Source organism: Pseudomonas cremoris (genome assembly GCF_014230465.1).
This window is the reverse complement of sequence record NZ_JAAXCY010000004.1, coordinates 219,909-246,020: the sequence shown is the minus strand read 5'-3', so window position 1 is coordinate 246,020 and position 26,112 is coordinate 219,909. Positions and strand designations below refer to the sequence as shown.

Here is a 26,112-nt window from a genome sequence, read left to right as displayed (position 1 = left end):
CCATACAAGCCGCCAAAAGTCGCAGGAACCGCGCTGTATATGCTTCATAGGTAGGGTATGCCCGAGTGCAACCCGCCCGTGTGTACGCCGACCGCCCTATTCGGGGCGGCCGTCGTGGTTTATCTGCAAGCCTTTGAGAACACGCGAAAAAACCTCAACCCGTATTGCGCAAACCCGCCGCAATACCGGCCACGGACACCAGCAGCGCCTGTTCCAGAGGGCTGTCTTGCGCGGCCTCCTGCTGGCGCGAACGTGCCAGCAACTCAGCCTGCAACAAGTGCAGCGGGTCGAGGTAGGTGTTGCGCAGGCGGATAAACTCCAGGGTGTCCGGGCTATGGGCTAGCAGCTGGGACTGGCCGGTCAGGCCAAGCACCACACTGCAGGCCTGCGACAATAGGTCGCGCAAATGCACACCCAATGGCAACAGGTCCGGTTGCACCAGGCGCTCGTCATACAGGCGGGCGATATCAGCATCGGCCTTGGCCAGCACCATTTCCAACATGTCGATACGCGTGCGGAAGAACGGCCACTGCTCGCGCATCTGCCCCAGCAACTCACCTTCGCCGCGCTCCAGCGCCTTGCTCAGCGCCGCTTCCCAACCCAGCCAGGCCGGTAGCATCAGGCGGGTCTGGGTCCAGCCGAAAATCCACGGGATGGCGCGCAGGCTTTCGATCCCACCCGCACGGCGCTTGGCTGGGCGACTGCCCAAGGGCAACCGGCCCAACTCCTGTTCTGGGGTGGATTGACGGAAGTATTCGACGAACTGCGGATTTTCCCGCACCACTGCGCGGTAGGCACTGACACCATCTGCGGCCAATTCATCCATCAAATGACGCCAGGCCGGCTCCGGTGGTGGCGGTGGCAGCAAGGTGGCTTCCAGCACTGCAGCCAGGTAGAGGTTGAGGTTCTGCTCGGCAATATCCGGCAAGCCGAACTTGAAGCGGATCATTTCGCCCTGTTCGGTAGTGCGGAAACGCCCCGCCACCGAGCCCGGCGGCTGCGACAGAATCGCCGCGTGGGCCGGGCCGCCGCCACGGCCCACGGTGCCGCCGCGACCATGGAACAACAGCAGTTCCACCTGCTGCTCGCGGCAGATATCCACCAAGCGCTCCTGCGCCCGATATTGCGCCCAGGCGGCGGCAGTCGTGCCGGCGTCCTTGGCGGAGTCCGAATAGCCGATCATCACTTCCTGCGGGCCCTGTAAGCGCGCGCGATAGCCCGGCAGTTGCAGCAGGCGCTCCATCACCGGTCCGGCGTTGTCCAGGTCGGCCAGGGTTTCAAACAACGGCACCACGCGCATCGGCCGTTGCACGCCCGACTCTTTCAGCAGTAATTGCACCGCCAGCACGTCGGAGGCCGCGCCCGCCATGGAGATGACATACGAGCCCAGTGAAGCCGCCGGCGCAGCAGCGATTTCCTTGCAGGTGTTCAACACCTCGGCCGTGTCCGCCGAGGGTTTGAAATACCCCGGCAGCAATGGCCGACGATTCGCCAGCTCTTTGGTCAGAAAACTGATGCGCGCGTCTTCGTCCCAGTCCTCATAACGACCGAGGCCAAGGTAGTCGGTGATTTCCGTCATCGCCGCCGAATGCCGGCTGGAGTCCTGGCGCACATCCAGGCGCACAAGGAACAGGCCAAAGGTCACGGCACGGCGCAGGCAGTCGAGCAACGGGCCATCAGCGATCACGCCCATGCCGCACTCATGCAACGACTGATAACACAGCTCCAGCGGGTCCAGCAGGTCGCGGTTGTTCTGCAGCACTTCGGCAGGCGCCGGGGTGCTGCTGCTCAACGCGGTGTGCGCCCATTGGCGTGTGGCGCGCAGGCGTTCGCGCAGTTGCTTGAGCAAGGCGCGGTAGGGTTCGACGCTGTCGCCGACCTTCGCCTGCAATGCCGGGCTGGCCTGTTGCATCGACAGCTCGGAGGCCAAGTGGTCGATGTCGCGCAAGTACAGATCAGCCGCCATCCAGCGTGCCAGCAACAGCACTTCGCGAGTGACCGGCGCGGTGACATTCGGGTTGCCGTCACGGTCGCCGCCCATCCACGAGGCGAAGCGAATCGGTGCTGCCTCCAAGGGCAGACGCAGGCCGGTGGCGGCATGCAAGGCCCGGTCGGCCTTGCGAAGGTAATTGGGAATGGCGTGCCACAGCGAATGTTCGATCACCGCGAAGCCCCATTTGGCTTCGTCCACCGGAGTGGGCCGGACACGGCGGATTTCTTCAGTGTGCCAGGCTTCGGCGATCAAGCGTTGCAAGCGCTCACGGATTTGATCGCGCTCGGCGGTCGTGAGGTCGCGGTGGTCCTGCAGCGCCAATTGGGCGGCGATGGCATCGTATTTCTGGATCAGGGTACGGCGCGCCACTTCGGTGGGGTGAGCGGTAAGGACCAGCTCGATCTCCAAGCGCCCCAACTGGCGTGCCAGGGACTCATTGCTGTGACCTTCGCTTTGCAAGCGGGCGAGCAACTCGGGCAACACACGGGACTCGAACGGTGCCGGTTGCGACTCATCACGCCGATGAATCAGTTGGTACTGCTCGGCAATGTTGGCCAGGTTGAGGAACTGGTTGAAGGCACGAGCCACAGGCAGCAGTTCATTTTCCTGCAACTGGTTGAGACGGGTGCTCAGTTCATCGCCAGCGCCATGGCGGTCGGCCTTGGCGCCTTTGCGGATCTGCTCGATCTTGTCGAGAAAATCATCGCCGTACTGCTCTCGAATGGTATTGCCCAACAGTTCACCCAGCAGGTGAACATCCTCACGCAAGCGTGCATCGATATCACTCATCAGCCAATCTCCAGCCAGAAATCCGGGACGCGCAGGTGTTCCAGAGTGCCGCCAGTGCTCGTTTCTGACAAGACTTTAAACCTTGTGGCTTGCAGCTAGTCTCAAAGGTAAGTCGCCGCGTTTATCCACGCGGACGGCGGGTCACTCATCACCGCCTGCTATCGCGGGCTTTATTGAGGTTGCCATGAAAATTCGAGAATTGGCCCAGCATTGGGAAGAGAACGCCAAGGGTCGCTTGACCAAGACCGAGTACGCCATCCATCTGGACGTCGAGTCCGCCGCAAGGCTGGCCGCCATCGCCGAGATGTACCCCAAACGCAACACCGAAGAGCTGCTCGGCGAACTGATCGGCGCCGCCTTGGAAGAGCTGGAAACCAGCTTCCCCTATATCAGGGGCCAGCACGTCGTTGCCACCGATGAGGAAGGTGACCCGCTGTATGAAGACGTCGGCCCCACCCCTCGTTTCCTGACCTTGTCGCGTCGTTATCTGCATGATTTGTCGGCGAGTGCCGACGATCAAAAACACTGACACCTCCCCGTTACCCCCTTGTATTCCGGGCCTTCCAAAGGCCCGGCGTACCTCTGTGCAACGCAGAAGTTCCAACTTTTTTACGCTGACCAATCAGTCAGATATTTTTTTAGGCAAATCGCCATCTTCTCTGAACTATTCAAAAAAGCCTCCGGTCACACCGAGTAAGCCATCACGTGGAACAGCCGTTTGAATAGGTGCCATGCGCTTAAACGCCAGGCCCGCCGCCGCTGCCATCCTGAGGTGGATTTTGAAGTATTTCAGGAGTTATCCAATGGAGTTGAAGACGATGAAGACCAGCACTGCCAAATCCTCGTTTAACCACCTGCGCGGGCTCAAATTGGCCGCGCTGGCAATCGGTACCAGCTTCGTTCTGGCCGGTTGCGCCGGCAACCCTCCGACCGAGCAGTACGCGGTCACCCAATCTGCGGTGAACAGCGCTGTCAGCGCCGGCGGTACCGAGTACGCAGCCGTGGAAATGAAGTCGGCCCAGGACAAGCTCAAACAAGCCGAAATCGCCATGCACGACAAGAACTACGACGAGGCCCGTCGCCTGGCCGAACAAGCTGAATGGGACGCTCGCGTTGCAGAGCGCAAATCCCAGGCAGCCAAGGCTGAACAGGCTGTGAAGGACTCCCAGAAAGCTGTTCAGGAGCTGCGTCAGGAAGGCATGCGCCCCGCTGTTATCAAACAGCCGTAAACCGCCGCCACTGATTGCATTGCACCCGATATCGAATTGAAAGGACGACACGACTATGCGTAAACAATTGATGATCCCTGCCCTGCTGGCGATGAGCGTTGCCCTGGCGGCCTGCTCCACCCCGCCAAACGCGAACCTGGAAAACGCACGGACCAACTACTCGGCCCTGCAAGCCAACCCGCAAGCCACCAAGGTTGCAGCCCTGGAAACCAAAGACGCCAGCGAGTGGCTGGACAAGGCAGACAAGGCCTACCGTGACCGTGAAGACCAGAAGAAGGTCGACCAACTGGCCTACCTGACCAACCAGCGCGTTGAAGTGGCCAAAGACACCATCGTGCTGCGCGAATCCGAAGCCAAGCTGAAAAACGCTGGTGACGAACGCGCCCGCGCTCTGCTCGAAGCACGCGATGCGCAAATCAAACAACTGCAAGACAGCCTGAATGCCAAGCAGACTGATCGCGGTACGCTGGTGACCTTTGGTGACGTGCTGTTTGCCACCAACAAGTCCGACCTGAAATCCAGCGGCCTGGTGAACATCACCAAGCTGGCGCAGTTCCTGCGCGACAACCCAGATCGTAAAGTGATCGTCGAAGGCTACACCGACAGCACCGGTTCCGACGCGTACAACCAGAGCCTGTCCGAGCGCCGTGCGGCATCCGTGCAGCGCGCGTTGGCTCAACAGGGTGTGGATATTTCGCGCATCGTGACCCAGGGTTACGGCAAGGAATACCCGGTTGCGGACAATGGCAGCGTATCGGGCCGTGCCATGAACCGTCGTGTTGAAGTGACCATTTCCAACGATAATCAGCCGGTCAAACCACGCTCTTCCGTGGCTAACTGATCAACTGTTGTTCTAAAAGAAACCCCGCCATATGGCGGGGTTTTTTATGCGGCGCTTATCAGAAACCGACAGACATCTTGGATTGCTCCACGATCGCCTGGACCTGGCCGCCACCGCCCTGCCCACCGGCGGAGTCACCTCCACCGCCGGCCCCCTGGCCACCCATTAACTTCTGCAATTGCTCTTGCAGCATCTTCAGCAGTTGTTGCAATGGATCTTCTTCGCCACCGCCACCTTGAGCGCCGCCCGAAGCTTGTTGCCCTTTGGCGGCGATCTGGTCTTCCAGGCCTTTGATCTGCTTCTTAAGGGCCTCAATCTCTTTCTGGTTGCCACCAGACTCACCGGCGCCGCCGATACTTCCCTGGGAAAATTGGGGGTTAATGCTCATATTCATGCTTGTTGACTCCAAATTGGAAAACACCGTGGTCCGATCAGCGCTGCTGATCAGTCCAAAATCTGTGGCGTTCAACCCGAGATGGTTCCGGTGCGACGCTCCCCTGACATGACTTGAACCAGAATTCGACAAAGGATCAGCGCATTACGGCAAGGACAAAGCATGTTTTCGTACGCCAAATCGCTACTGCTCAAGCTGCGGTGTTTCCTGCCCCATGCACCGCACTGCCTGTTTCTTGTTGTTGACCAATACACCACTGAGGCCTTTCTGCTCGGTATCGAACATGACCAACACACCGTCGACACACTGCGCCACTTGCGCGGCCGGGGTCAGGGAGATCTTGTAATCCTCCCCTGGCACCGTCTTGAGCATGGTGAAGTCACTGAGCAGCAACGCATCTTCAGGCTTGGCAAAGTGAAGGTAGCCGTAGAACCACAGGCAGCCGACGGTGCCGATGATGGTGCCGATGCCGGTGAGGATCAGCGGGATCATGTTGCGTTCTTCGCTCATTGCGGGCTCTCTGATGAATCAACTTTAGGAAGGGGGTAGTTCGGAATTTCGCCCAGGCGGCGCAGGCCATTGAAGTGCTGCGGGTCGTCCAGGTAGCGCAGCATCACGGTTTGCCAGGTTTTATCGGCAAACGTCTGTACATGCCCACCACGGGTCAACTGCAAAACGCGCGGCGGCGGTGCGGCCTGGTACAGGCGGATGGCGTTGGCCACAGGCACAATCGGGTCATCCAGGCTGTGGAACAGCAGTTTCGGTACGCCAGTTAATTGAGGCATGGCGTGGATCGCACTGTCGGCGTCCGGCACCAGCCACGACAGGGGCACCTGGAGCGGCCATGTTAACCAAGAGGTGCTCAGGGCGAATTGTCCTACGTCACGATAACTGGCGGGCACGCCGTCCAGCACCAAGGCCTTGAGCTGGGCTTGGCGCTCCGGGTGCGCCGCCAGGTAATGCACTGCCAGTGCGCCGCCGAGGCTTTGGCCAAGGACGATCAAGGGTTGGTGCTGGGTTTCGGGGGCCTTGTCGATCCAGTTGAACGCCGCATCGATATCCTGATACACCGCCGGCAAAGACGGCTTGCCTTCGGACAGGCCATAACCGCGATAGTCCAGCAGCAGCACTTGATAGCCTTGCTCCGGCAACCACCAACTGCCGCCCAAGTGCCAGGCCAGGTTGCCGCCATTGCCATGCAGGTGCAGCACGGTGCCTTTGAGCGGCACGCCGGGCTTGGCCGGCAGCCACCAGGCGTGAAGCTTCACGCCATCGGCGGTAGTGAGGGTGACGTCACGGTAGGCCAGGTGGGCCTTTTGCGGCGTGAACGGCAGGCCAGGTTCTGGGTAAAACAGCAGGGAGCTGCAACCGTTCAAAGTGAGTAGCAGGCACAGAATGCCGAGGATTCTCATCCGTTGAAGCCTCGCTATTGTTCGAGTTTTTAGACTCACAGAGATTCAAATGTGGGAGCGGGCTTGCTCGCGAATGCGTGGTGTCATTCACCTGATGCATTAACTGAAAGGCACCATTCGCGAGCAAGCCCGCTCCCACATTTTGATCCGGTTTCGTCAGAGGATATTCGAGTAATCCGCCTCGATCCGATCCAGGCTCAAGTGGTTGAGGAAGTTGGAGAAACACATCCACGCCGCCAGCGCGTTCATGTCGCGAAACTGCTCCGGCAGGTACTTGGGCGGCACCACCAGGCCCTCGTCCACCAGTTGGCGCAGGGTGCGCATGTCCTCCAGGGTGGTCTTGCCGCAGAACAGCAGCGGCACTTGTTCCAGCTTGCCTTTGCGCACGGCCAGCTGGATGTAGTTGTAGACCATGATAAAGCCCTTGAGGTAGGACAGGTCCTTGGTAAACGGCAGGCCAGTCGGCACCGAGCCACGGAATACGCGGCTGGCGTTGCCGTAGCTTTCGGCCATTTCAAAACCTTGCTCGCGGAAGAACTCGAACACCTGCAGGAAGTCCGCGCCCTCTTCCACCATGTGGATGGCGCGGGTGCGGTTGGTCAATTTACGCAGGCGACTCGGGTAGGAGGCGAACGTGATGATCTCCATCAGGATCGCCAAACCTTCCTGGGTCACGGTGGACGACGGCGGGCCCTTGGAGAGGAAGGTGCAGATCGGCTGGTTCTGGCCGTTGAGCGTGGTGCCGACGTGCACCAGGCCTTCATGCACTTCCAGGGCACGTACATCGCGGTCGTTGAACATCGCGTCGGCGCGGATCTTGATGTAGTCGGCCCCCGCCGCCGCGTCGGCGACGATACCGTCGGACTCGAACACGCGGATGGTTTCTTCGGCTTCGCCAAACACCTTGTTCAAGCGGGTTTGCAGCAGGGCGACGGCGTCCTTGGCAGTGAGGGTCTTGGCCTCGTCTTTCAAGTCGCCACGGCCGTCGATGTTATTCAGGTAGTCGGAAAGCATCAGGCCCAGGTCAGCCAGGGTCGGGTCGCCCGCGTGGAACGCGTCCGAGGCGGCGCCGTACAGCTCTTGGGAAATCAGGCCGAAGTCCTCGGTGCCGCGTGCTTCGAGCATGCGCACCACCATGCGGTATTCCCGGCACATGCGGCGCATGATCTGCCCCACCGGGCTGAACTGGCCAAGACGACGGGTGATGTCGCGCTCAATGTTCTGGAACTCCAGCTTCACTGCGCTGGAGTCGAACGACAGTGGCCGGCTGAGGTAATAGTCGCGGCTCACGGCGGGCATTGCCTTGCCCTTGGCCTTGAGGAATCCCTGGCGAATGTTCTCATCCCACTTCACGGCGTCGAGGACGCGAATCGGTGTTTGCGCCAGCACAATGCGATCAGACAAGGTGCGTATCGTCTGCTGGTAATCGTCCACCTGGAGCTTCCTCTTTAAACGTTATTTGCCCGTGCGCTGGTAGCGCACGGCTTCAACGAACACATCGGCATTGGCCGGGTCATCCAGGTAGGCCAATACCTGGTCCATGGGGCTGTCGACCACCACACCCGCGCCTTCGACGGTCTCCACGTTGCTGCCGCTCAACACCTTTTGGCCGATGGCCTGGTGAATCTGATCCAGGTCCAGGGTGTAGACCACCAATTCATGTTTTTCGTCGAATTCGAAGCCCGCCAGGATGTAATGCCCGCCCAGTTTGGCCGGCAGTGGCGCCGACAGGTACCAACGACTGCCATGGCGCGACACGCTAAACAGGTACTCATCACGCTGACCGGGCTTGGCTGTAGGGTAGCTCACGGCTTTGTAGCGGTGATTACCCGCGGCGCTGATGTGCAGGTTGAGCGGCTCGCCCCAAGCGTTTTTACTCGACCACTGGCCCAGCAAAGCCTGCGGCGCGGCGTCATGAGCGGGCAGCGGGTCCTTGAAGGTTACCAGGCAACCGCTCAGTAGCAGGAACGACAAGACGATTGCCAGAACACGCCAGGTTTTCATCAAGTACTCCACAAATGGTATAGGGTGAGCCGCTTTATGTGGGAGCGGGCTTGCTCGCGAAAGCGGCGGTTCAGCCAAACATGTGTCGACTGACACTGCACATTCGCGAGCAAGCCCGCTCCCACACAAAGCAAATCCCGTCTTCGTCTACACCGAGGCCAACACCAAATGCATGTAACGCTTGAGAATCTCAAGCATCTCTTCACCGGTCAGAGGCTCTGCGCCGCCCAGCAGGCCCTGATATTCCATCCGACCGATTATCGCCGTCAACACTTTGGCATCCTGTTGCGGCTCGCGAGAGCCCAATACCTGGAAAAACTGCCCGGTGCCCTGCAACAGGATCTGTTGGTGCGAGCGCACCAGCGCTGCCAGGCGCGGGTTCAACAGGGCTTCCTGGCGGAAGGCCTGTTCAGCCATCAGGTGTTCGCGGCGGTTGGTCAGTTGGCGCAAGACGTAATCGGCGGTCAGCCGGGCAATGTCATCGGCCAGTTGGGAACGTGACTGCGGGCTGCCATCCCCATAGGCAACCATCTCGCGCAGCAGGCCTTCGTTGCGCACCCACAACTTGCCCATGAACGCAGCGCTGCGTTCGACGTACTGGGCGAAGGTATCGGTCAGCAGGTCATCGATGTCCTTGAAGTAGTAGGTGGTGGCCGACAACGGCACCCCGGCTTCGGCGGCCACCGCCCGGTGGCGCACGGCGCGAACCCCTTCGCGTACCACGATGCGCATGGCCGCATCGAGAATGTCTTGCCTGCGCTGCTCGCTGCCCCGACGACTGGCCTTACGGCCCTGGTACTGGACGCTTTCAGCCACGGCAGCGGCAATGCCGGCGGCGCCTTCCTGAGCGATTACGCGGTTCACGACATACATCCTTGAATAGATCAAAACCTGGCGCTGTTTGCTTGACGCTTAAAGACGCCGCATAAAAAAGCCGCCTTATAAAAGGCGGCTTCGGATTTCGCTGGATTTACGCTTGTGGCCGCATGTGCGGGAACAAGATCACGTCGCGAATCGACGGTGAGTTGGTCAGCAGCATCACCAGACGGTCGATACCAATACCTTCACCGGCGGTTGGCGGCATGCCGTATTCCAGGGCACGGACGAAGTCGGCGTCGTAGTGCATGGCTTCGTCGTCGCCCGCATCCTTGTCGGCCACCTGGGCCATGAAGCGCTCGGCCTGGTCTTCCGCATCGTTCAACTCGGAGTAGGCGTTGGCGATTTCGCGGCCGCCGATGAACAGCTCGAAACGGTCGGTGACGTTCGGGTTGTCATCGTTGCGACGGGCCAGCGGAGACACTTCGAACGGGTACTGGGTAATGAAGTGCGGCTGTTCCAGCTTGTGCTCCACCAGCTCTTCGAAAATCATCACCTGCAATTTGCCCAGGCCTTCGAAGCCCAGCACCTTGGCGCCGGCTTTCTTGGCGATGGCGCGGGCCTTGTCGATGTCGGTCAGGTCGTCCGCAGTCAACTCAGGGTTGTACTTGAGGATCGAATCGAACACCGACAGACGCACGAACGGCTCGCCGAAGTGGAACACTTTGTCGCCGTACGGCACGTCAGTGCTGCCCAGGACCAGCTGCGCCAGCTCGCGGAACAGTTCTTCGGTCAGGTCCATGTTGTCTTCATAGTCGGCGTAGGCCTGGTAGAACTCCAACATGGTGAATTCTGGGTTGTGACGCGTCGAAACGCCTTCGTTACGGAAGTTGCGGTTGATCTCGAACACTTTTTCGAAACCACCCACTACCAGGCGCTTGAGGTACAACTCCGGCGCGATACGCAGGAACATTTCCATGTCCAGCGCGTTGTGGTGGGTTTCGAACGGCTTGGCTGCAGCACCACCCGGGATGGTCTGCAACATTGGGGTTTCGACTTCGAGGAAGTCACGCTGCATCAGGAAGCTACGGATGTGGGCGATGACTTGCGAGCGCACACGGAAGGTGTGGCGCACGTCTTCGTTGACGATCAGGTCAACGTAGCGCTGGCGGTAGCGCTGCTCGGTGTCGGTCAGGCCGTGGTGCTTATCCGGCAGCGGGCGCAGGGATTTGGTCAGCAGGCGTACGTTGGTCATTTCAACGTACAGGTCGCCCTTGCCGGAACGGGCCAGCGTACCTTCGGCGGCAATGATGTCGCCCATGTCCCAGGTTTTTACCGCGGCCAGGGTTTCTTCCGACAAGGTCTTGCGGTTGACGTAGACCTGGATGCGACCAGTCATGTCCTGGATCACCATGAACGAGCCACGGTTGAGCATGATGCGACCTGCCACCTTGACCGGGATCGCAGCCTCTGCCAGTTCTTCCTTGGTCTTGTCCGCGTATTGCTTCTGCAAGGCATCGCAGTAGTTTTCGCGACGGAAGTCGTTGGGGAAGGCATTGCCCTTGGCGCGCTCGGCAGCAAGCTTTTCCTTGCGCAGGGCGATCAGGGAGTTTTCTTCCTGTTGCAGGGCTTGCGGGTCGAGTTGTTGGTCGCTCATGTCTTTAAATCTTCCATCACAGGTCTGTTGCCCCCGCCATTGGCGGGGGACTTGGGGTCGGGCAGGCGGTTTACAGGCCCGATTTCAGGCTGGCTTCCAGGTATTCGTCGATATCGCCGTCGAGCACCTTGTCGCAGTCGCTGCGTTCGATGTTAGTGCGCAGATCCTTGATCCGCGACGCATCCAGCACATAAGAACGGATCTGGTGACCCCAGCCGATATCCGACTTGGTGTCTTCCAGCGCCTGGGAAGCGGCGTTGCGCTTCTGCATTTCCTGCTCGTACAACTTGGCCCGCAGCATTTTCATGGCGGTGTCTTTGTTGGCGTGCTGGGAACGTTCGTTCTGGCAGCTGACCACGGTGTTGGTTGGTACGTGGGTGATACGTACGGCCGAGTCGGTGGTGTTTACGTGCTGACCACCGGCACCGGAGGAGCGGTAGGTGTCGATACGCAGGTCGGCCGGGTTGATCTCGATTTCCACCTTGTCGTCGATCTCGGGCGAGACGAACACAGCAGAAAACGAGGTGTGGCGACGGTTGCCGGAGTCGAACGGGCTTTTACGCACCAGACGGTGCACACCGATCTCGGTACGCAGCCAACCAAACGCGTATTCACCCTTGATGTGCACGGTTGCACCCTTGATACCAGCGACTTCACCGGCCGACAGCTCCATGATGGTCGCGTCGAAACCGCGTTTATCCGCCCAGCGCAGGTACATGCGCAGCAGAATGTTGGCCCAGTCCTGGGCTTCGGTGCCGCCGGAACCAGCCTGGATGTCCAGGTAGGCGTTGTTCGGGTCCATCTCGTGGCTGAACATGCGACGGAATTCGAGTTTGGCGAGGTTTTCCTCGAGACGGGCCAGCTCGGCGACGACATCGCCCACTGCGCCTTCGTCGTTCTCTTCGACGGCCATGTCCAGCAGGTCGCGGCAATCGGCCAGACCGGTGTTCAGTTCGTCGAGGGTATCGACGATCTGCGCCAGCGCAGCGCGCTCGCGGCCCAGTTCCTGGGCGTATTCAGGTTTGTTCCAGACCGCAGGATCTTCAAGCTCGCGATTGACTTCGGTCAGACGCTCATGCTTTTGATCGTAGTCAAAGATACCCCCGAATAGTTTCGGAGCGCTCGGACAGGTCCTTGATGGTGTTAAGGATCGGGTTGATTTCCATGGCGGGCAGCACTCGTTGGCGAACTTTTGAAAGCCGGCGAGTATAACGGCAAACGGGGGGGAACGGCAGCCCGCTTGGCGAAAAGGCGGGTTTGTACACTATCGAATGATCAGTAAAGAACAATGTGGGAGCGGGCTTGCTCGCGAAAGCGGTGAGTCAGTCAATTCATATGTATCTGACACATCGCCTTCGCGAGCAAGCCCGCTCCCACATTTTGCTCTGCGTTAACGTGTGGTTACTCGATACCCACCTGATTGCGCCCATTATGCTTGGCCGTATACAACCCCTTATCCGCCGCCAATATCAGTTGCCGACAATCCGTACCCTGCTGCGGCGTCATGGTCGACAACCCGATGCTGATGGTCAGGCTGGCGCCTTCGGCCGGGGCGATGTGCGGGATTTTAAGGCCCGCGACGGCCATGCGCAGCTTCTCGGCCACCAGGCGTGCCCCCCCTGGCGACGTATTGGGCAGCACCAACGCAAACTCTTCACCGCCGTAGCGCGCCGGCAGGTCCGAAGGGCGGCTGCTGGCTTCGCGAATGCTGGCGGCGACTTTGCGCAGGGCTTCGTCGCCCTCGACGTGGCCGAAGCTGTCGTTGTAGGTCTTGAAGAAGTCCACGTCGATCATCAGCAACGACAGCTGGGTTTGGTCACGCATGGCGCGGCGCCATTCCAGTTCCAGGTATTCGTCGAAGTGGCGGCGATTGGACAGCCCAGTAAGGCCATCGGAGTTCATCAGCCGTTGCAGCACCAGGTTGGTGTCCAGCAGCTGTTGCTGGCTCACACGCAGCGCACGGTAGGCGGCATCGCGCTGCAACAGGGTCATGTAGGAGCGCGAGTGGTAGCGGATACGCGCCACCAACTCGATGTTGTCCGGCAACTTGACCAGGTAGTCGTTGGCCCCGGCCGAGAACGCCGCGCTCTTGATCAGCGGGTCTTCCTTGGTGGAAAGCACGATGATCGGGATGTTCTGCGTGGCCGGGTGGTTGCGGTATTCGCGCACCAGGGTCAGGCCGTCAAGGCCGGGCATTACCAAGTCCTGCAGGATCACCGTGGGCTTGATGCGGATGGCCTGGGCGATCGCCTGGTGCGGGTCGGCGCAAAAATGGAAGTCGATATTTTCTTCATGGGCCAGGCCGCGTCGCACGGCTTCGCCAATCATGGCCTGGTCGTCGACCAGCAACACCATGGCGGCGTTTTCGTCGGTCTTGATGTCGTCGATCTGTAAATCATTCATGTGCAGTCACCTGAATTACTACCTGCAAGCCAGCACCGCGGAGGGTAAACATCATTTTGCAAAGACCTCCAGCAATCGGGGCGCAATTCTATCCAGTGGGCGAATTTCAACAGCAGCGTCAATCGCCGCCGCCGCTTTGGGCATGCCATATACCGCCGAGCTCTGCTGATCCTGGGCGATGGTCAAATAACCTTGTTCACGTAGCAATTTAAGGCCCTGGGCCCCGTCGCGGCCCATGCCGGTCAGCAGTACGCCAACGGCGTCGCCATTCCAGTGGCTGGCCACGCTTTCAAAAAACACATCGATCGAGGGCCGGTAAATCTCGTTCACTGGCTCTGCGGTATAGGCGAGCGTGCCATTTTTCAATAACCGAATGTGGTGATTGGTGCCGGCCAATAGCACCACGCCACTTCGCGGCGGTTCGCCTTCGCGGGCCAGGCGCACCGGCAGGCCCGAGGCGCTGCTCAGCCACTCGGCCATGCCAGCGGCGAACACCTGGTCCACATGCTGCACCAGCACAATGGCGGCGGGAAAGTCTCGGGGCAAGCCCTTGAGCAGGATTTCCAGCGCGGCCGGACCACCCGCCGAAGAGCCAATGGCCACCAGGCTCTCGCGCTTGCCGGTGATGCGCGGAAGCGCGGTTTCGGCGCGTACGCGGCTGCCACGCTGGCCGATCAGCCAGCCAATATTGAGGATCTTGCGCAACAACGGCGCCGCCGCGTCCTTGGGGTTGCCCACGCCCAGGGGCGGGGTGTCGACCACATCCAGGGCACCATGGCCCATGGCTTCGAACACACGGCTGACGTTGGCCTGGCGATCGACGGTCACAATGACGATGGCACACGGCGTCTCGGCCATGATCTGGCGAGTGGCCTCCACCCCATCCATCACCGGCATGATCAAGTCCATCAGGATCAGGTCCGGGGTCAGTTCAGCACACCGCTGCACCGCTTCCAGACCATTGCTGGCCACCCAGACCACTTGATGCGCAGGCTCGAAACTCAAGGCGCGGCGCAAGGCCTCTACCGCCAAAGGCATATCATTGACGATCGCAATCCTCATGCCCGCGCGCCTCCAATCAGCTCCACCACGGCGTCCAGCAGGGCATCGTCGTGGAAACTGGCTTTGGCTAAATAATAGTCGGCGCCGGCGTCCAGTCCACGGCGTCGGTCCTCTTCACGATCCTTGTAGGACACCACCATCACCGGCAGCGATTGCAGGCGACTGTCTCGACGCAAAAGTGTGACCAATTCAATACCGTCCATGCGGGGCATATCAATGTCTGTGATCAACAGGTCGAAGTCCTCGGAACGCAATGCGTTCCAGCCGTCCATGCCATCGACCGCGACCGCCACTTCATAACCACGATTAAGTAACAATTTGCGTTGCAGCTCACGCACGGTGAGCGAGTCATCCACCACCAGCACCCGTTTACGCGGTGCTTCGGTGGCCTGCTGGCTACGCCGGGCGATGCGTTCCAGGCGGCCGGTGTTGAGCAGCTTGTCCACCGAACGCAGCATGTCTTCCACATCAACGATCAATACTACCGAGCCATCATCGAGCAAGGCACCGGCGGATATGTCCTGGACCTTGCCCAGCCGATCATCCAGCGGCAAGACGACCAGGGTGCGTTCGCCGATAAAGCGCTCCACGGCAATCCCATACACCGCATCGCGCTCGCGGATCACCACGACCTTCAAGGTCTCTTCATTACTCTGCCCCGGCGGGCGCTGCAACAATTGGCTGGCGGCGACCAGGCCGACATGCCGGCCCTCGTGCCAGAAATGCTGACGGCCTTCCAGTTGCACGATATCGTCCGGCGCCAAATCGCACATGCGTTCGATGTGGGCCAGTGGGAACGCATAGGCCTCTTCGCCGACCTCCACCACCAGGCTGCGTACTACCGACAGGGTCAATGGCACTTCCAAGTGGAAGCGACTGCCCTGCCCCGCCGTTTGCTCCAGCACCACCGCACCGCGCAGTTGGCGCACCATATGTTGCACTGCATCCAGGCCGACGCCGCGCCCGGACACTTCGGTGACCTTGTCCCGCAGGCTGAAACCCGGCAAAAACAAGAACGTCAGCAGTTCTTCTTCACTCAACCGCAGCGCGGTTTCCAGCGGCGACAGGTGTCGATCGACAATGGTGCCGCGCAGGCGCTCGAGGTCGACGCCGTTACCATCGTCACTCAGCTCCAGCACCAGCAAACCGGCTTGATGGGAGGCGCGCAGGCGGATCAAGCCCTCGGCAGGCTTGCCCGCCAATACGCGTTGCTCGGGCATTTCAATGCCGTGGTCGACGGCGTTGCGCAGTAAGTGGGTGAGCGGCGCTTCGAGCTTCTCCAGCACGTCGCGGTCAACCTGGGTCTTTTCGCCCTCGATCTCCAGGCGCACTTGTTTACCCAGGCTACGACCCAAGTCACGCACCATGCGCACCTGCCCGGCCAACACATCGGCAAACGGGCGCATGCGGCAGGCTAGCGCCGTGTCGTAGAGCACTTGGGCGCGCTGCCCGGCTTGCCAGCCGAATTCGTCCAGCTCGGCGGTTTTTTCCGCCAACAGAGCCTGTGCTTCACTGAGCAGGCGACGGGTATCGGCCAGGGCTTCCTGGGCTTCGAGGTTCAAGTCCAGGGTCTTGAGCTGACCGTCCAGGGCGTCCAGGGCACGCACGCTCTGGCTTTGCATGCGTTTCAAGCGCTGCAGGCTGGCCAGGTAGGGCTTGAGCCGCTGGGTTTCCACCAGGGATTTACTGGACAGGTCCAACAGGCTGTTCAAGCGCTCGGCGGTAACCCGCAGCACGCGCTCACCACCTTCGGTCATGCGCTTGTTTTGGCGCACTGGCTCGGCGGCAACGGGCGGCGCGGGCTCGGGCTCAGGCGGCAGTTCTTCAACGATGAGTGCAGGTGCAGGTGCCGGCTCAGGCACTGGAGGCGGCGGTGTCATGTTAACGACCGGTGCCTGAGACGGATCGAGCAAGCGTTCCATCAACGCCACATAGGCTTCGATATCTGCCGGCCCCACGTCATTGCCGGGGGTGGCAATGCGCATCAGCAGGTCGGTGCCTTGCAGCAGTGCATCAATATGTTCAGGTTGCAGGTACAGCCGGCTTTCCTGGGCGCTGACCAGGCAATCTTCCATCACATGGGACACGCTGACCCCAGCGTCCACCCCTACGATACGTGCCGCGCCCTTCAAGGAATGCGCGGCGCGCATGCAGGCTTCAAGCTGATCGGCTTGGGTCGGGTTGCGCTCCAGCGCCAGCAAGCCTGCGCTCAGTACCTGGGTTTGCGCATCGGCTTCCAGGCTGAACAGTTCCAGCAGCGAGGCATCGCGCATCTGGTCGGGGGTCATGTGAGGCTCCGGGTCACGGCGGACAACAATTGCGCCTCGTCCAACCAACGCAGGCTGCGGCCTTTCCACTGCAATACACCCTGGGTGTAGCGCGCGCTGGCCTGGGTGCCGGAGGCCGATGCGGCCTTCAAGGTACGCTCATCGATGGCGTGGATCCCGTCGACTTCATCCACCGGCACCACCACCGGGCCATCCTGGGCGGCAATGATCAGCATGCGCGGCATGATGCGCCCGCCCGTGGCGCCATTGTTGGTAGCGTCCAGGCCCAGCAGCTCCACCAGCGACAGGCACGCCACCAGCGCGCCGCGCACATTGGCCACGCCAAGCAAGGCGCGAGAACGTTGGTGCGGCAGGGAGTGGATCGGTTGCAGCGGCGCCACTTCCACCAGGCAACGGGTGGCAATGCCCAGCCATTCTTCGCCGAGGCGGAACATCAGCAACGAACGGGTGACCACGTCTTCACCGACTTCAACGGTGGCCTGCGGACGGTGGTCGTCCTGCTGCAAGGCATAGCGGTCCAGCAGGCGCGTGGCGGCGGCGGAATACACCGAGCAGTTGCGGCAGTGGATATGGTCTGCCAACAGCGGGCAGGATTTGTCGCCGTGGATACCGATCCGGTTCCAGCAGTCGTCGATGGCTTGGGTGTCGGCCAGGGTCAGGTCCAGGCCTGCGGTGTCGAGCACGTGTGGGCTACTCATCGTTTGGACTCACTGTCAGCTCGCTCGCTACGTGCGGCACGGGCCTGCAAACGGCGCGCCCCCGCCGTGTCACCTTGGGATTCGAGCAACGCGGCCAGGTGCATCAAGGCCTGCGGGTGCTGCGGTTCCAGATACAGGGCTTTGCGGTAGAAACCCTGGGCCTCCAGGGCGCTGCCGGACACATCGCTGAGCAGCCCCAGCCAGTAGAAGACCTGCGCGGCTGGCGGGTGGTTATTCAAATATTGTTCACAGGCAGCACGCGCTTCAGCGCTTTTGCCCTCATTGGCGAGTGTGGCGATGCGGCTGAGCAAGGTATTCGCATCGGATGGCGGCGTCTTGATCGGTACCACCTGAGTGTTAGCCGTACTGAACGGTCGCGGCCGCACGGGCAGCGTCGCCGCAGTGCGAGGTGGCGGGGGCGCGGGAATCGGCGCGAACACCGGCTCGGGCTTGACCGGCTCGGCATGCCGGCTGAACGCAAAGGACTGCGGTACGCCAATCGAGCGCATGCCATGACGCCCCAACAGGCTGCCTTCGGCCGGGCCGATAAACAGCACGCCGTCGACGTGGGTCAGGCCCTTGAGCACATCGAACACTTGCTTCTGGGTCGGCTGGTCGAAGTAGATCAGCAGGTTGCGGCAAAACACAAAGTCGTAGCTCGGCTCATTGGCCAGCAGCGTCGGATCAAGCAGGTTGCCGACTTGCAGCCGCACCTGCTCGCGCACGCGGTCAGCGATGTGGTAACCGTCGCCGTATTCGGTGAAGTGCCGGTCCCGAAAGCCGATATCGCCACCCCGGAACGAGTTCTTGCCGTACACCCCGCGCCGCGCGCGCTCCACCGACAGCGGGCTGACATCCAGGCCCAACACCTTGAATTGATGCGGCGCCAGGCCAGCATCCAGCAAGGCCATCGCTATCGAATAGGGTTCTTCGCCGGTGGAACACGGCAGGCTGAGGATGCGCAGCGCACGCATCTGCTTGATCTCGGCCAGGCGTGCCTTGGCCAGGCGCGCCAGCGTTGCAAAGGATTCGGGGTATCGAAAAAACCAGGTCTCGGGGACGATCACCGCTTCGATCAGCGCTTGCTGCTCATCCTGGGAGCTTTGCAGGTGCTGCCAGTATTCGCCCGCTGTCTGCGCGTGCGTCGCCTGGGTGCGTTGGCGCACCGCGCGTTCGATGATCGCCTCGCCCACCGAGGCCACGTCCAGGCCGATGCGCTCCTTCAAGAAGGCGAAGAAACGAGGATCGTTGCTCATACGCTCAACTCGGCTGAAAACAACACGGCACGCACGTCATCGGTCAGCAGGTCGTTCACGCCGATCCATTGCATCAGGCCTTGGGCATCCTCACGCACCGGCCCCAGGTACGGCGCCTGGCGGTTGTCCAGGCCGTAGGGCTGAAACTCGGCCGGGTCGCAACGCAGGGTATCGGTGGCTTGTTCAAGGATCAGTCCCAGCCAACGTGCTTCGTGCCACGGCTCTGGTTGGTAATTGACCAGCACCAGCCGCGTACTGGTACGGGCCTGGGCCGGCACACCGAAGGTCAGGGCGCTCAGGTCGATGACCGGCACCAGCGCCCCGCGATGGGCAAAGATACCGGCCACCCACAACGGCGCATGGGCGATCGGCTTGAGCGGCAGGCGCGGTAGCACCTCAGCCACTTCGGTGGCCTTGAGGGCATAGCGTTCGCTGCCGATGCAAAACACCAGGAACAACGCCTTTTTCGCTGCCGGGACGGCGCCGCGTTTAGCCGCGAGGTCGCTCATCAGACTTTGAAACGCGACACGCCGCTGCGCAGACCGACCGCAACCTGGCTCAGCTCATCAATGGCAAAGCTGGCCTGGCGCAGTGACTCGACGGTCTGGCTGCTGGCGTCGCCCAGTTGCACCAGTGCATGGTTGATCTGCTCGGCACCGGTGGCCTGGGCCTGCATGCCTTCGTTGACCATCAACACGCGCGGTGCCAGGGCCTGTACCTGGTGGATGATCTGCGACAGCTGCTCGCCCACTTGCTGCACTTCGGACATGCCCCGGCGCACTTCCTCGGAGAACTTGTCCATGCCCATCACGCCAGCGGACACCGCCGACTGAATCTCGCGCACCATCTGCTCGATGTCATAGGTGGCCACGGCAGTCTGGTCAGCCAAGCGGCGCACTTCGGTGGCGACCACAGCAAAACCGCGCCCGTATTCGCCGGCTTTCTCGGCCTCGATGGCCGCGTTGAGCGACAGCAGGTTGGTCTGGTCGGCGACCTTGACGATGGTCACCACCACCTGGTTGATGTTGCCGGCTTTCTCATTGAGGATCGCCAGCTTGGCGTTCACCAGGTCGGCGGCACCCATGACCGAGTGCATGGTTTCTTCCATGCGCGCCAGGCCTTGCTGTCCGGAACCGGCGGCCACCGATGCCTGGTCGGCAGCAGTCGACACTTCGGTCATGGTGCGGACCAGGTCCTTGGACGTGGCGGCGATCTCGCGGGAAGTGGCACCGATTTCGGTGGTCGTCGCCGCCGTTTCGGTGGCGGTGGCCTGTTGTTGCTTGGAGGTGGCGGCGATCTCGGTGACCGAGGTGGTGACCTGCACCGACGAACGCTGGGCCTGGGACACCAGGGCCGTGAGCTCGGTCATCATGTCGTTGAAGCCGGTTTCCACCGCGTTGAATTCGTCCTTGCGCTCCAGGTTCAGGCGCTTGCTCAAGTCGCCGTCGCGCATGGTTTCAAGGATGTCGACGATGCGTTGCATCGGCGCCATGATCGCGCGCATCAACAGCAAACCGCACAGGCCGGCGGCCAGAATGGCCAGTACTAACGACACGAACATGCTGACTTTCGCGGCAGACACCGCGTTATCAATGGCATTGGTCGCTTGGTCGGCAACGCTCTTGTTTTCGGTGATGATGTCATTGAGCTTCATGCGCCCAGCCGTCCAGGCGGGCGTCAGGTTGGTATTGAACTCTTTGCGGGCGGCGTCCAAGTCATTGCGCTGCAGGCTATCAAGCACAACGGCCAGGCTCTTGTTGTAGGCCTGGTGCAGGGTTTCGAATTTATCGAACTCGGCCTGATCTTCCCGACCGTTGATGGTTTTCTGATAGCTGGCCATCTGCGTCTGGATCCGCGCTTCATAGGATTTGAAGTCGGCCTTGTCGGTATCGCTCAAGCCCTTGTCGTCGCGCAGGCCAAGCATTTCGAGGGTTTGCAGGTAGCTGTCGACCCACGCGCTGCGGATCATCGAACTGAGGTAAACACCTGGCACGGCATCGTCGCGGACGGCTTCCTCGCTGTTTTCGATCTTCAGCAACCGTGAATAGGAGACCACAACCATTAACAGCATGATGGCGATAATGACCGCAAAGCTTGCCAAGATCCGTTGGCGCAAGGTCCAGTTCTTCACAGTAATTCCTCGAAGGGCCGATCAAATGCCGGGGAGTATAGCTGAGCAGAAGCCCTCATTAATCAATGGGTTTTGATGTAGGGATCACAGAATGCAAATGTAGGAAGGGGGTTGCGGCAGATGGCGGTGATTCGGCCACCTGTAAAAGGGCTGAAACACCGCGATTGAGACATGATCACAGCTCAATTGTAGTGAGCGGGCTTGTCCCGCGCTGGGGGGCGAAGCCGCCCTAGACGAAACGCTGCAGTGTTTCAGGAAAACCGAGGTGCCTGGTTTTGGGGCGGCTTTGCCCCCCAGCGCGGGCAAGCCCACTCACTACAAGATTGCGCATGCATTTAGTGGGTATTCAGGCGCACCTGTTTTTCCAACTCGACCTTTAAACCAGGTTCAAGCTTGAGCTGGCGCGCCAGTTCGTCGAGGTAGGCTTTCTCCATGAAGTTCTCCTCATCCACCAGCATCACACTGGCGATGTACATTTCGGCCGCCATTTCCGGAGTGCTCGCCGCCCGCGCCACGTCGGCCGGGTCCAGGGGCTTGTTCAGTTCCGCGTGCAGCCAGCTTTGCAGCTCACGATCGTTGTCCAGCTTGGTGAATTCGCCTTCGATCAGCGTGCGCTCGCGCTCGTCTACGTGGCCATCAGCCTTGGCGGCGGCGACCAGCGCCTTGAGGATGGCTTGGCTGTGTTGCTCAACCTGTGCCGCCGGCAGACGGTCGATGGTTTGCGGCTCACCTTTTGGCGCATTCGCCTGTTGTGCCTGCCAATTGCCGTAGGCCTTGTAGGCAATGACGCCCAACGCTGCCAAACCGCCGTAGGTCAGGGCCTTGCCGCCGAATTTTCGGGCTTTCTTGTTACCGAGCAGCAAGCCCATCGCACCCGCTGCCAAGGCGCCGCCGCCCGCGCCGCCCAGCAGGCTGCCCAGTCCGCTACCGCCGAGCAATCCGCCCAGGGCGCCTTTGTCCTCCTGTTTACGTTGGCCGCCACTCTTGTTCTGCAGCATGTCCTGGCCAGACTTGAGCAATTGATCGAGCAATCCACGGGTATTCATTCGTAGCCTCCAGACACTAGGGTTCATAGGACCAATAGGCCCCCAGCGTAAAACTAAGTGCCAAAAAGCCCCGATCTAGAGTGCTTCCAGATGTAACGCCGCCGCCCTTCGTTAAAACCGATATACACTCGAACAAATCTATAAAAACACCCCACTGGTAATTCCAGCATGATGACCCTGCGTCAAATCCGGCATTTCATCGCCGTGGCCGAGACCGGCTCGATCTCCGCCGCCGCACAGACTGCGTTTATTTCCCAGTCCACCCTGACCCTGGCGATCCAGCAACTGGAACAGGAAATCGGCGTAAACCTGTTCAATCGCCACGCCAAGGGCATGACCCTGACTCACCAGGGCCACCAGTTCCTGCGCCAGGCGCACTTGATCCTCGCCACCGTCGATAACGCCAAGCGAAGCCTGCAACAGAGCACCGACCAAGTGGCCGGACAGTTGATCATCGGCGTGACCAGCCTGGTGGCCGGCTACTACCTCGCCGACCTGCTCACCCGTTTCCAGCGCGCCTACCCCAACGTGGAAATCCGCGTGATGGAGGATGAGCGCCCATACATCGAGCATTTGCTTGTCAGCGGTGAAATCGATGTAGGCGTGCTGATCCTCTCTAACCTTGAAGACCGGCACGCCCTGCAGACCGAAGTGCTCACCCACTCCCCTCACCGCCTGTGGCTGCCGGCACAACACCCGCTGCTGGAGCACGACAGCATCAACCTTGCCGACGTGGCGCGTGAGCCGCTGATCCAGCTGAACGTCGATGAAATGGGCCACAACGCCCAGCGCATGTGGACCGGCGCGGGCCTGCAACCACGGGTGACCTTGCGCACTGCCTCCACCGAGGCGGTGCGAAGCCTGGTGGCGGCGGGCCTTGGCGTGTCGATCCAGCCCGACATGACCTACCGCCCCTGGTCGCTTGAGGGCGACATTATCGAGGCACGCCCTATCGCCGACCTCAGCCAAACCCTCGACGTGGGCCTGGCCTGGCGTCGTGGCACGGCGCGGCCGGCGTTGGTGGACCCGTTCCTGACGGTCGCTCGCGAACAGCCCCACCCGCGCAAGCCATCTATTTAATCGAATGCTGCATTCAGTATTTAGTATTTGTTGACCTCGCGCCCGACCTCTACTCTCACTTCATCCATAAGAGAAGGTCAGGCGCCCTGTAAGAGAACGCCCATGGCCATACAACAAAAGAGATCGCGAAAAATGTCCGGCGCACCCACCCCGCTGCTCACCGCGTTGCTGATCGACGGCGAACTGGTCCAGGGCCAGGGTTTTGTCGAGCCGATCCTCAACCCTGCCACGGGTGAAGTGCTGACTCAAATCGCCGAGGCCAGTACCGAGCAGGTCGAAACCGCGATCCTCGCCGCCCATCGTGCCTTTGCCACGTGGTCGCGCACCACGCCGCAACAACGCTCGAACATCCTGCTGGGCATCGCCGATGCCATCGAAACACAAGCCGACTACCTCGCTCGCCTGGAATCGCTGAACTGCGGCAAGCCATTGCACTTGGCGCGCCAGGACGATTTGAGCGCCACGGTGGATGTGTTCCGATTCTTCGCCGGTGCTGTGCGTTGCCAGACCGGGCAACTGAGCGGTGAGTACCTGCCGGGCTACACCAGCATGGTGCGCCGTGACCCTATCGGTGTCGTGGCGTCGATTGCGCCATGGAACTACCCTCTGATGATGGCCGCGTGGAAAATCGCCCCGGCCCTCGCCGCCGGCAATACCCTGGTGTTCAAACCCTCGGAACATACGCCCCTGTCGATCCTGGCCCTCGCTCCTGCCCTCAGCCAATTGCTGCCGCGTGGAGTGATCAACATTCTGTGTGGCGGCGGCGAAGGCGTCGGCAGCCATTTGGTCAGCCACGCAAAAGTGCGCATGGTTTCGCTGACCGGCGATATCGTCACCGGGCAAAAAATTCTGCAAGCCGCATCCAAAACACTTAAACGCACGCACCTGGAGCTGGGCGGCAAAGCCCCGGTGATCGTGTGCAACGACGCCGACCTGCAAGCCGTGGTCGAAGGCGTGCGTGCCTATGGTTACTACAATGCCGGCCAAGACTGTACCGCCGCGTGCCGTATCTACGCCCAGGCAGGGATTCACGACAAATTGGTCGCCGAGTTGGGCGCGGCGGTCAGCAGCTTGCGCTTTGCCGGAAAACGCGATGCCGACAACGAACTCGGCCCGCTGATCAGTACGCGCCAGCGCGACCGTGTTGCCAGTTTCGTCGAACGCGCCCTCGGCCAGCCGCATATCGAACGCATCACCGGCGCCGCCGTGCATTCCGGTGCAGGCTTCTATTACCAACCCACGCTGCTCGCCGGCTGCAAGCAAAGCGATGAAATCGTGCAGCGCGAAGTGTTCGGCCCGGTGGTCACCGTGACCCGCTTCGACGAACTGGAGCAGGCGGTGGACTGGGCCAACGACTCGGAATATGGCCTGGCCTCATCGGTCTGGACCCAGAACCTGGACAAGGCCATGCAAGTGGCCGCGCGCCTGCAATACGGCTGCACCTGGATCAACAGCCATTTCATGCTCGTGAGTGAAATGCCCCACGGCGGCTTGAAGCGCTCGGGGTACGGGAAAGATCTGTCCAGCGATTCGCTACAGGACTACAGCGTGGTGAGACACATCATGGCGCGCCACGGCCAGCATCTCTAAAACAACAACTAAGCTCTTGCGGTACCGGCTTCACACACTGCCCCGACCATAATTAAAGAAGAGGGAACCCCTATGTCCGCGCACAAGACCGCACTGCTCAGTGCCCTGACCACCGCGCTGCTGGCCAGCGCCAGCATCCAGGCCGCCGAACCGCTCAAGGCGGTCGGTGCCGGTGAAGGCCAGTTGGATATCGTCGCCTGGCCCGGCTACATCGAACGTGGCGAAAGCGACAAGGCCTACGACTGGGTCACCGGTTTCGAGAAGGAAACCGGCTGCAAGGTCAATGTGAAAACCGCCGCCACGTCTGACGAAATGGTCAGCCTGATGGCCAAGGGTGGTTATGACCTGGTGACCGCATCGGGTGATGCCTCGTTGCGCCTGATCGGCGGCAAGCGTGTGCAGCCGATCAACACGGCATTGATCCCGAACTGGAAGAACATCGACCCGCGCCTCAAAGACGCGCCGTGGTATGTGGTCGGCCAGCAAACCTACGGCACCCCGTACCAATGGGGCCCGAACGTGTTGATGTACAACACCAACGTATTCAAGACTGCGCCCACCAGCTGGAACGTGGTGTTTGACGCGCAAAACCTGCCGGACGGCAAGCCGAACAAAGGTCGCGTGCAAGCGTATGACGGCCCGATCTACATCGCCGATGCGGCGCTGTACCTCAAGTCGACCAAGCCGGAACTGGGCATCCAGAACCCGTATGAGCTGACCGAAACCCAGTACAAGGCCGTGCTTGAGTTGTTGCGCGCCCAGCAACCGCTGATCCACCGCTACTGGCACGACACCACGGTACAGATGAGCGACTTCAAAAACGAAGGCGTGGTGGCCTCCAGCGCCTGGCCGTATCAGGTCAACGGACTGGTCAACGAGAAGCAGCCAATTGCCTCGACCATTCCAAAGGAAGGCGCCACCGGCTGGGCCGACACCACCATGTTGCACAGCGAAGCCAAGCACCCCAACTGCGCATACAAGTGGATGGACTGGTCGCTGCAACCCAAAGTCCAGGGCGATGTTGCCGCCTGGTTCGGCTCGCTGCCGGCAGTGCCTGCCGCCTGTAAAGAGAGCGAACTGCTGGGCGCCGAAGGCTGCAAAACCAATGGGTTCGACCAGTTCGACAAGATCGCCTTCTGGAAAACCCCGCAGGCTGAGGGCGGCAAGTTCGTGCCGTATAGCCGCTGGACCCAGGATTACATCGCGATCATGGGCGGGCGCTAAACCTTCCTGACAACGCAGGACAAAATGTGGGAGCGGGCTTGCTCGCGAATGCGGTGTGTCAGTCAACACATCTGTAACTGATCCACCGCATTCGCGAGCAAGCCCGCTCCCACAGTTGGACCGAGTCAGATTCAGTACCGCGTTTATTTTTCAGAAGTCCAGGCCGGGCCGCTGCGACGACCCGCGCCTTTTCGGAGCA

General features: G+C 60.9%; 23 protein-coding genes. 6 read left to right on the top strand and 17 right to left on the bottom strand.

Annotated features, from left to right (window positions below; genetic code table 11):
• Nucleotides 1-154: 154 nt before the first annotated feature.
• The gene (gene ppc, locus HF257_RS11055) at nt 155-2,782 is read right to left on the bottom strand and encodes a phosphoenolpyruvate carboxylase (protein WP_185707449.1); all 2,628 of its coding nucleotides are present in this window, start codon (nt 2,780-2,782) and stop codon (nt 155-157) included.
• 184 nt (nt 2,783-2,966) lie between these two features.
• Between ppc and HF257_RS11050 the strand changes: the two genes are divergently transcribed.
• From HF257_RS11050 to HF257_RS11040, 3 genes are all read left to right on the top strand, one after another.
• Nucleotides 2,967-3,311 (top strand): pilin assembly protein, encoded by a 345-nt coding sequence (locus tag HF257_RS11050; RefSeq protein WP_185707451.1) that lies wholly within the window; start codon nt 2,967-2,969, stop codon nt 3,309-3,311.
• 289 nt (nt 3,312-3,600) lie between these two features.
• On the top strand, nt 3,601-4,011 hold the full coding sequence (locus tag HF257_RS11045; protein ID WP_185707453.1) for a DUF4398 domain-containing protein: 411 nt from the start codon (nt 3,601-3,603) through the stop codon (nt 4,009-4,011).
• A 55-nt stretch (nt 4,012-4,066) separates the two neighbouring features.
• Nucleotides 4,067-4,852 (top strand): OmpA family protein, encoded by a 786-nt coding sequence (locus tag HF257_RS11040; protein WP_185707455.1) that lies wholly within the window; start codon nt 4,067-4,069, stop codon nt 4,850-4,852.
• 58 nt (nt 4,853-4,910) lie between these two features.
• Here the strand turns inward: HF257_RS11040 and HF257_RS11035 are convergent, their stop codons facing one another.
• From HF257_RS11035 to HF257_RS10960, 16 genes are all read right to left on the bottom strand, one after another.
• The gene (locus HF257_RS11035) at nt 4,911-5,246 is read right to left on the bottom strand and encodes a FlxA-like family protein (RefSeq protein ID WP_185707457.1); all 336 of its coding nucleotides are present in this window, start codon (nt 5,244-5,246) and stop codon (nt 4,911-4,913) included.
• Nucleotides 5,247-5,429: 183 nt separating this feature from the next.
• Nucleotides 5,430-5,756 (bottom strand): hypothetical protein, encoded by a 327-nt coding sequence (locus HF257_RS11030; protein WP_048720026.1) that lies wholly within the window; start codon nt 5,754-5,756, stop codon nt 5,430-5,432.
• Nucleotides 5,753-6,658: an alpha/beta hydrolase gene (locus tag HF257_RS11025; protein ID WP_185707459.1), complete on the bottom strand. Its 906-nt coding sequence runs from the start codon at nt 6,656-6,658 to the stop codon at nt 5,753-5,755. The genes HF257_RS11030 and HF257_RS11025 overlap by 4 nt, the downstream gene beginning before the upstream one ends.
• 156 nt (nt 6,659-6,814) lie before the next feature.
• Nucleotides 6,815-8,092 carry a flavohemoglobin expression-modulating QEGLA motif protein gene (locus HF257_RS11020; RefSeq protein WP_185707462.1) on the bottom strand — a complete coding sequence of 426 codons (1,278 nt, stop codon included), beginning with the start codon at nt 8,090-8,092 and terminating at the stop codon, nt 6,815-6,817.
• Between the two features lie 21 nt (nt 8,093-8,113).
• Complete coding sequence (locus tag HF257_RS11015) at nt 8,114-8,662, bottom strand: hypothetical protein (RefSeq protein ID WP_185707464.1); 549 nt, start codon at nt 8,660-8,662, stop codon at nt 8,114-8,116.
• A 147-nt stretch (nt 8,663-8,809) separates the two neighbouring features.
• Entirely contained in the window at nt 8,810-9,526 is a 717-nt protein-coding gene (locus HF257_RS11010; protein WP_185707466.1) for a TetR/AcrR family transcriptional regulator, read from the bottom strand.
• 106 nt (nt 9,527-9,632) lie between these two features.
• A complete protein-coding gene (gene lysS, locus HF257_RS11005; protein ID WP_124526062.1) occupies nt 9,633-11,135 on the bottom strand; it encodes a lysine--tRNA ligase in 1,503 nt (500 codons plus the stop codon).
• 70 nt (nt 11,136-11,205) lie between these two features.
• Nucleotides 11,206-12,301, bottom strand: a protein-coding gene (gene prfB / locus HF257_RS11000; protein ID WP_095943132.1) for a peptide chain release factor 2 whose coding sequence is annotated in 2 segments (ribosomal slippage) — nt 11,206-12,228 and nt 12,230-12,301 — 1,095 coding nt in all. Because the reading frame shifts where the segments join, the coding sequence is not laid out codon by codon here.
• Nucleotides 12,302-12,536: 235 nt separating this feature from the next.
• Entirely contained in the window at nt 12,537-13,538 is a 1,002-nt protein-coding gene (locus HF257_RS10995; protein ID WP_185707468.1) for a response regulator, read from the bottom strand.
• Between the two features lie 51 nt (nt 13,539-13,589).
• The gene (gene cheB, locus HF257_RS10990; protein WP_185707470.1) at nt 13,590-14,600 is read right to left on the bottom strand and encodes a chemotaxis response regulator protein-glutamate methylesterase; all 1,011 of its coding nucleotides are present in this window, start codon (nt 14,598-14,600) and stop codon (nt 13,590-13,592) included.
• A complete protein-coding gene (locus HF257_RS10985; protein WP_185707472.1) occupies nt 14,597-16,888 on the bottom strand; it encodes a hybrid sensor histidine kinase/response regulator in 2,292 nt (763 codons plus the stop codon). Before HF257_RS10985 ends, cheB begins: the two co-directional genes overlap by 4 nt.
• Nucleotides 16,885-17,586 carry a chemotaxis protein CheW gene (locus HF257_RS10980; RefSeq protein WP_185707474.1) on the bottom strand — a complete coding sequence of 234 codons (702 nt, stop codon included), beginning with the start codon at nt 17,584-17,586 and terminating at the stop codon, nt 16,885-16,887. Before HF257_RS10980 ends, HF257_RS10985 begins: the two co-directional genes overlap by 4 nt.
• Nucleotides 17,583-18,842, bottom strand: a complete 1,260-nt coding sequence (locus HF257_RS10975) for a CheR family methyltransferase (protein WP_185707476.1) — start codon at nt 18,840-18,842, stop codon at nt 17,583-17,585. The genes HF257_RS10980 and HF257_RS10975 overlap by 4 nt, the downstream gene beginning before the upstream one ends.
• Entirely contained in the window at nt 18,839-19,351 is a 513-nt protein-coding gene (locus HF257_RS10970) for a chemotaxis protein CheW (protein ID WP_185707478.1), read from the bottom strand. Before HF257_RS10970 ends, HF257_RS10975 begins: the two co-directional genes overlap by 4 nt.
• Nucleotides 19,351-20,973, bottom strand: coding sequence for a methyl-accepting chemotaxis protein (locus HF257_RS10965; protein WP_185707480.1), 1,623 nt, complete (start codon nt 20,971-20,973; stop codon nt 19,351-19,353). Before HF257_RS10965 ends, HF257_RS10970 begins: the two co-directional genes overlap by 1 nt.
• A gap of 335 nt (nt 20,974-21,308) precedes the next feature.
• A complete protein-coding gene (locus HF257_RS10960; protein WP_185707482.1) occupies nt 21,309-22,019 on the bottom strand; it encodes a tellurite resistance TerB family protein in 711 nt (236 codons plus the stop codon).
• A gap of 168 nt (nt 22,020-22,187) precedes the next feature.
• On the opposite strand from HF257_RS10960, the gene HF257_RS10955 reads away from it, so the two are divergent.
• The 3 genes from HF257_RS10955 (at nt 22,188) to ydcS (ending at nt 25,913) form a co-directional block, all read left to right on the top strand.
• A complete protein-coding gene (locus HF257_RS10955; RefSeq protein WP_003209548.1) occupies nt 22,188-23,099 on the top strand; it encodes a LysR family transcriptional regulator in 912 nt (303 codons plus the stop codon).
• A gap of 132 nt (nt 23,100-23,231) precedes the next feature.
• Complete coding sequence (locus tag HF257_RS10950) at nt 23,232-24,689, top strand: gamma-aminobutyraldehyde dehydrogenase (protein WP_185707484.1); 1,458 nt, start codon at nt 23,232-23,234, stop codon at nt 24,687-24,689.
• A gap of 72 nt (nt 24,690-24,761) precedes the next feature.
• Nucleotides 24,762-25,913, top strand: coding sequence for a putative ABC transporter substrate-binding protein YdcS (ydcS, locus tag HF257_RS10945; RefSeq protein WP_185707486.1), 1,152 nt, complete (start codon nt 24,762-24,764; stop codon nt 25,911-25,913).
• Nucleotides 25,914-26,112: the final 199 nt, after the last annotated feature.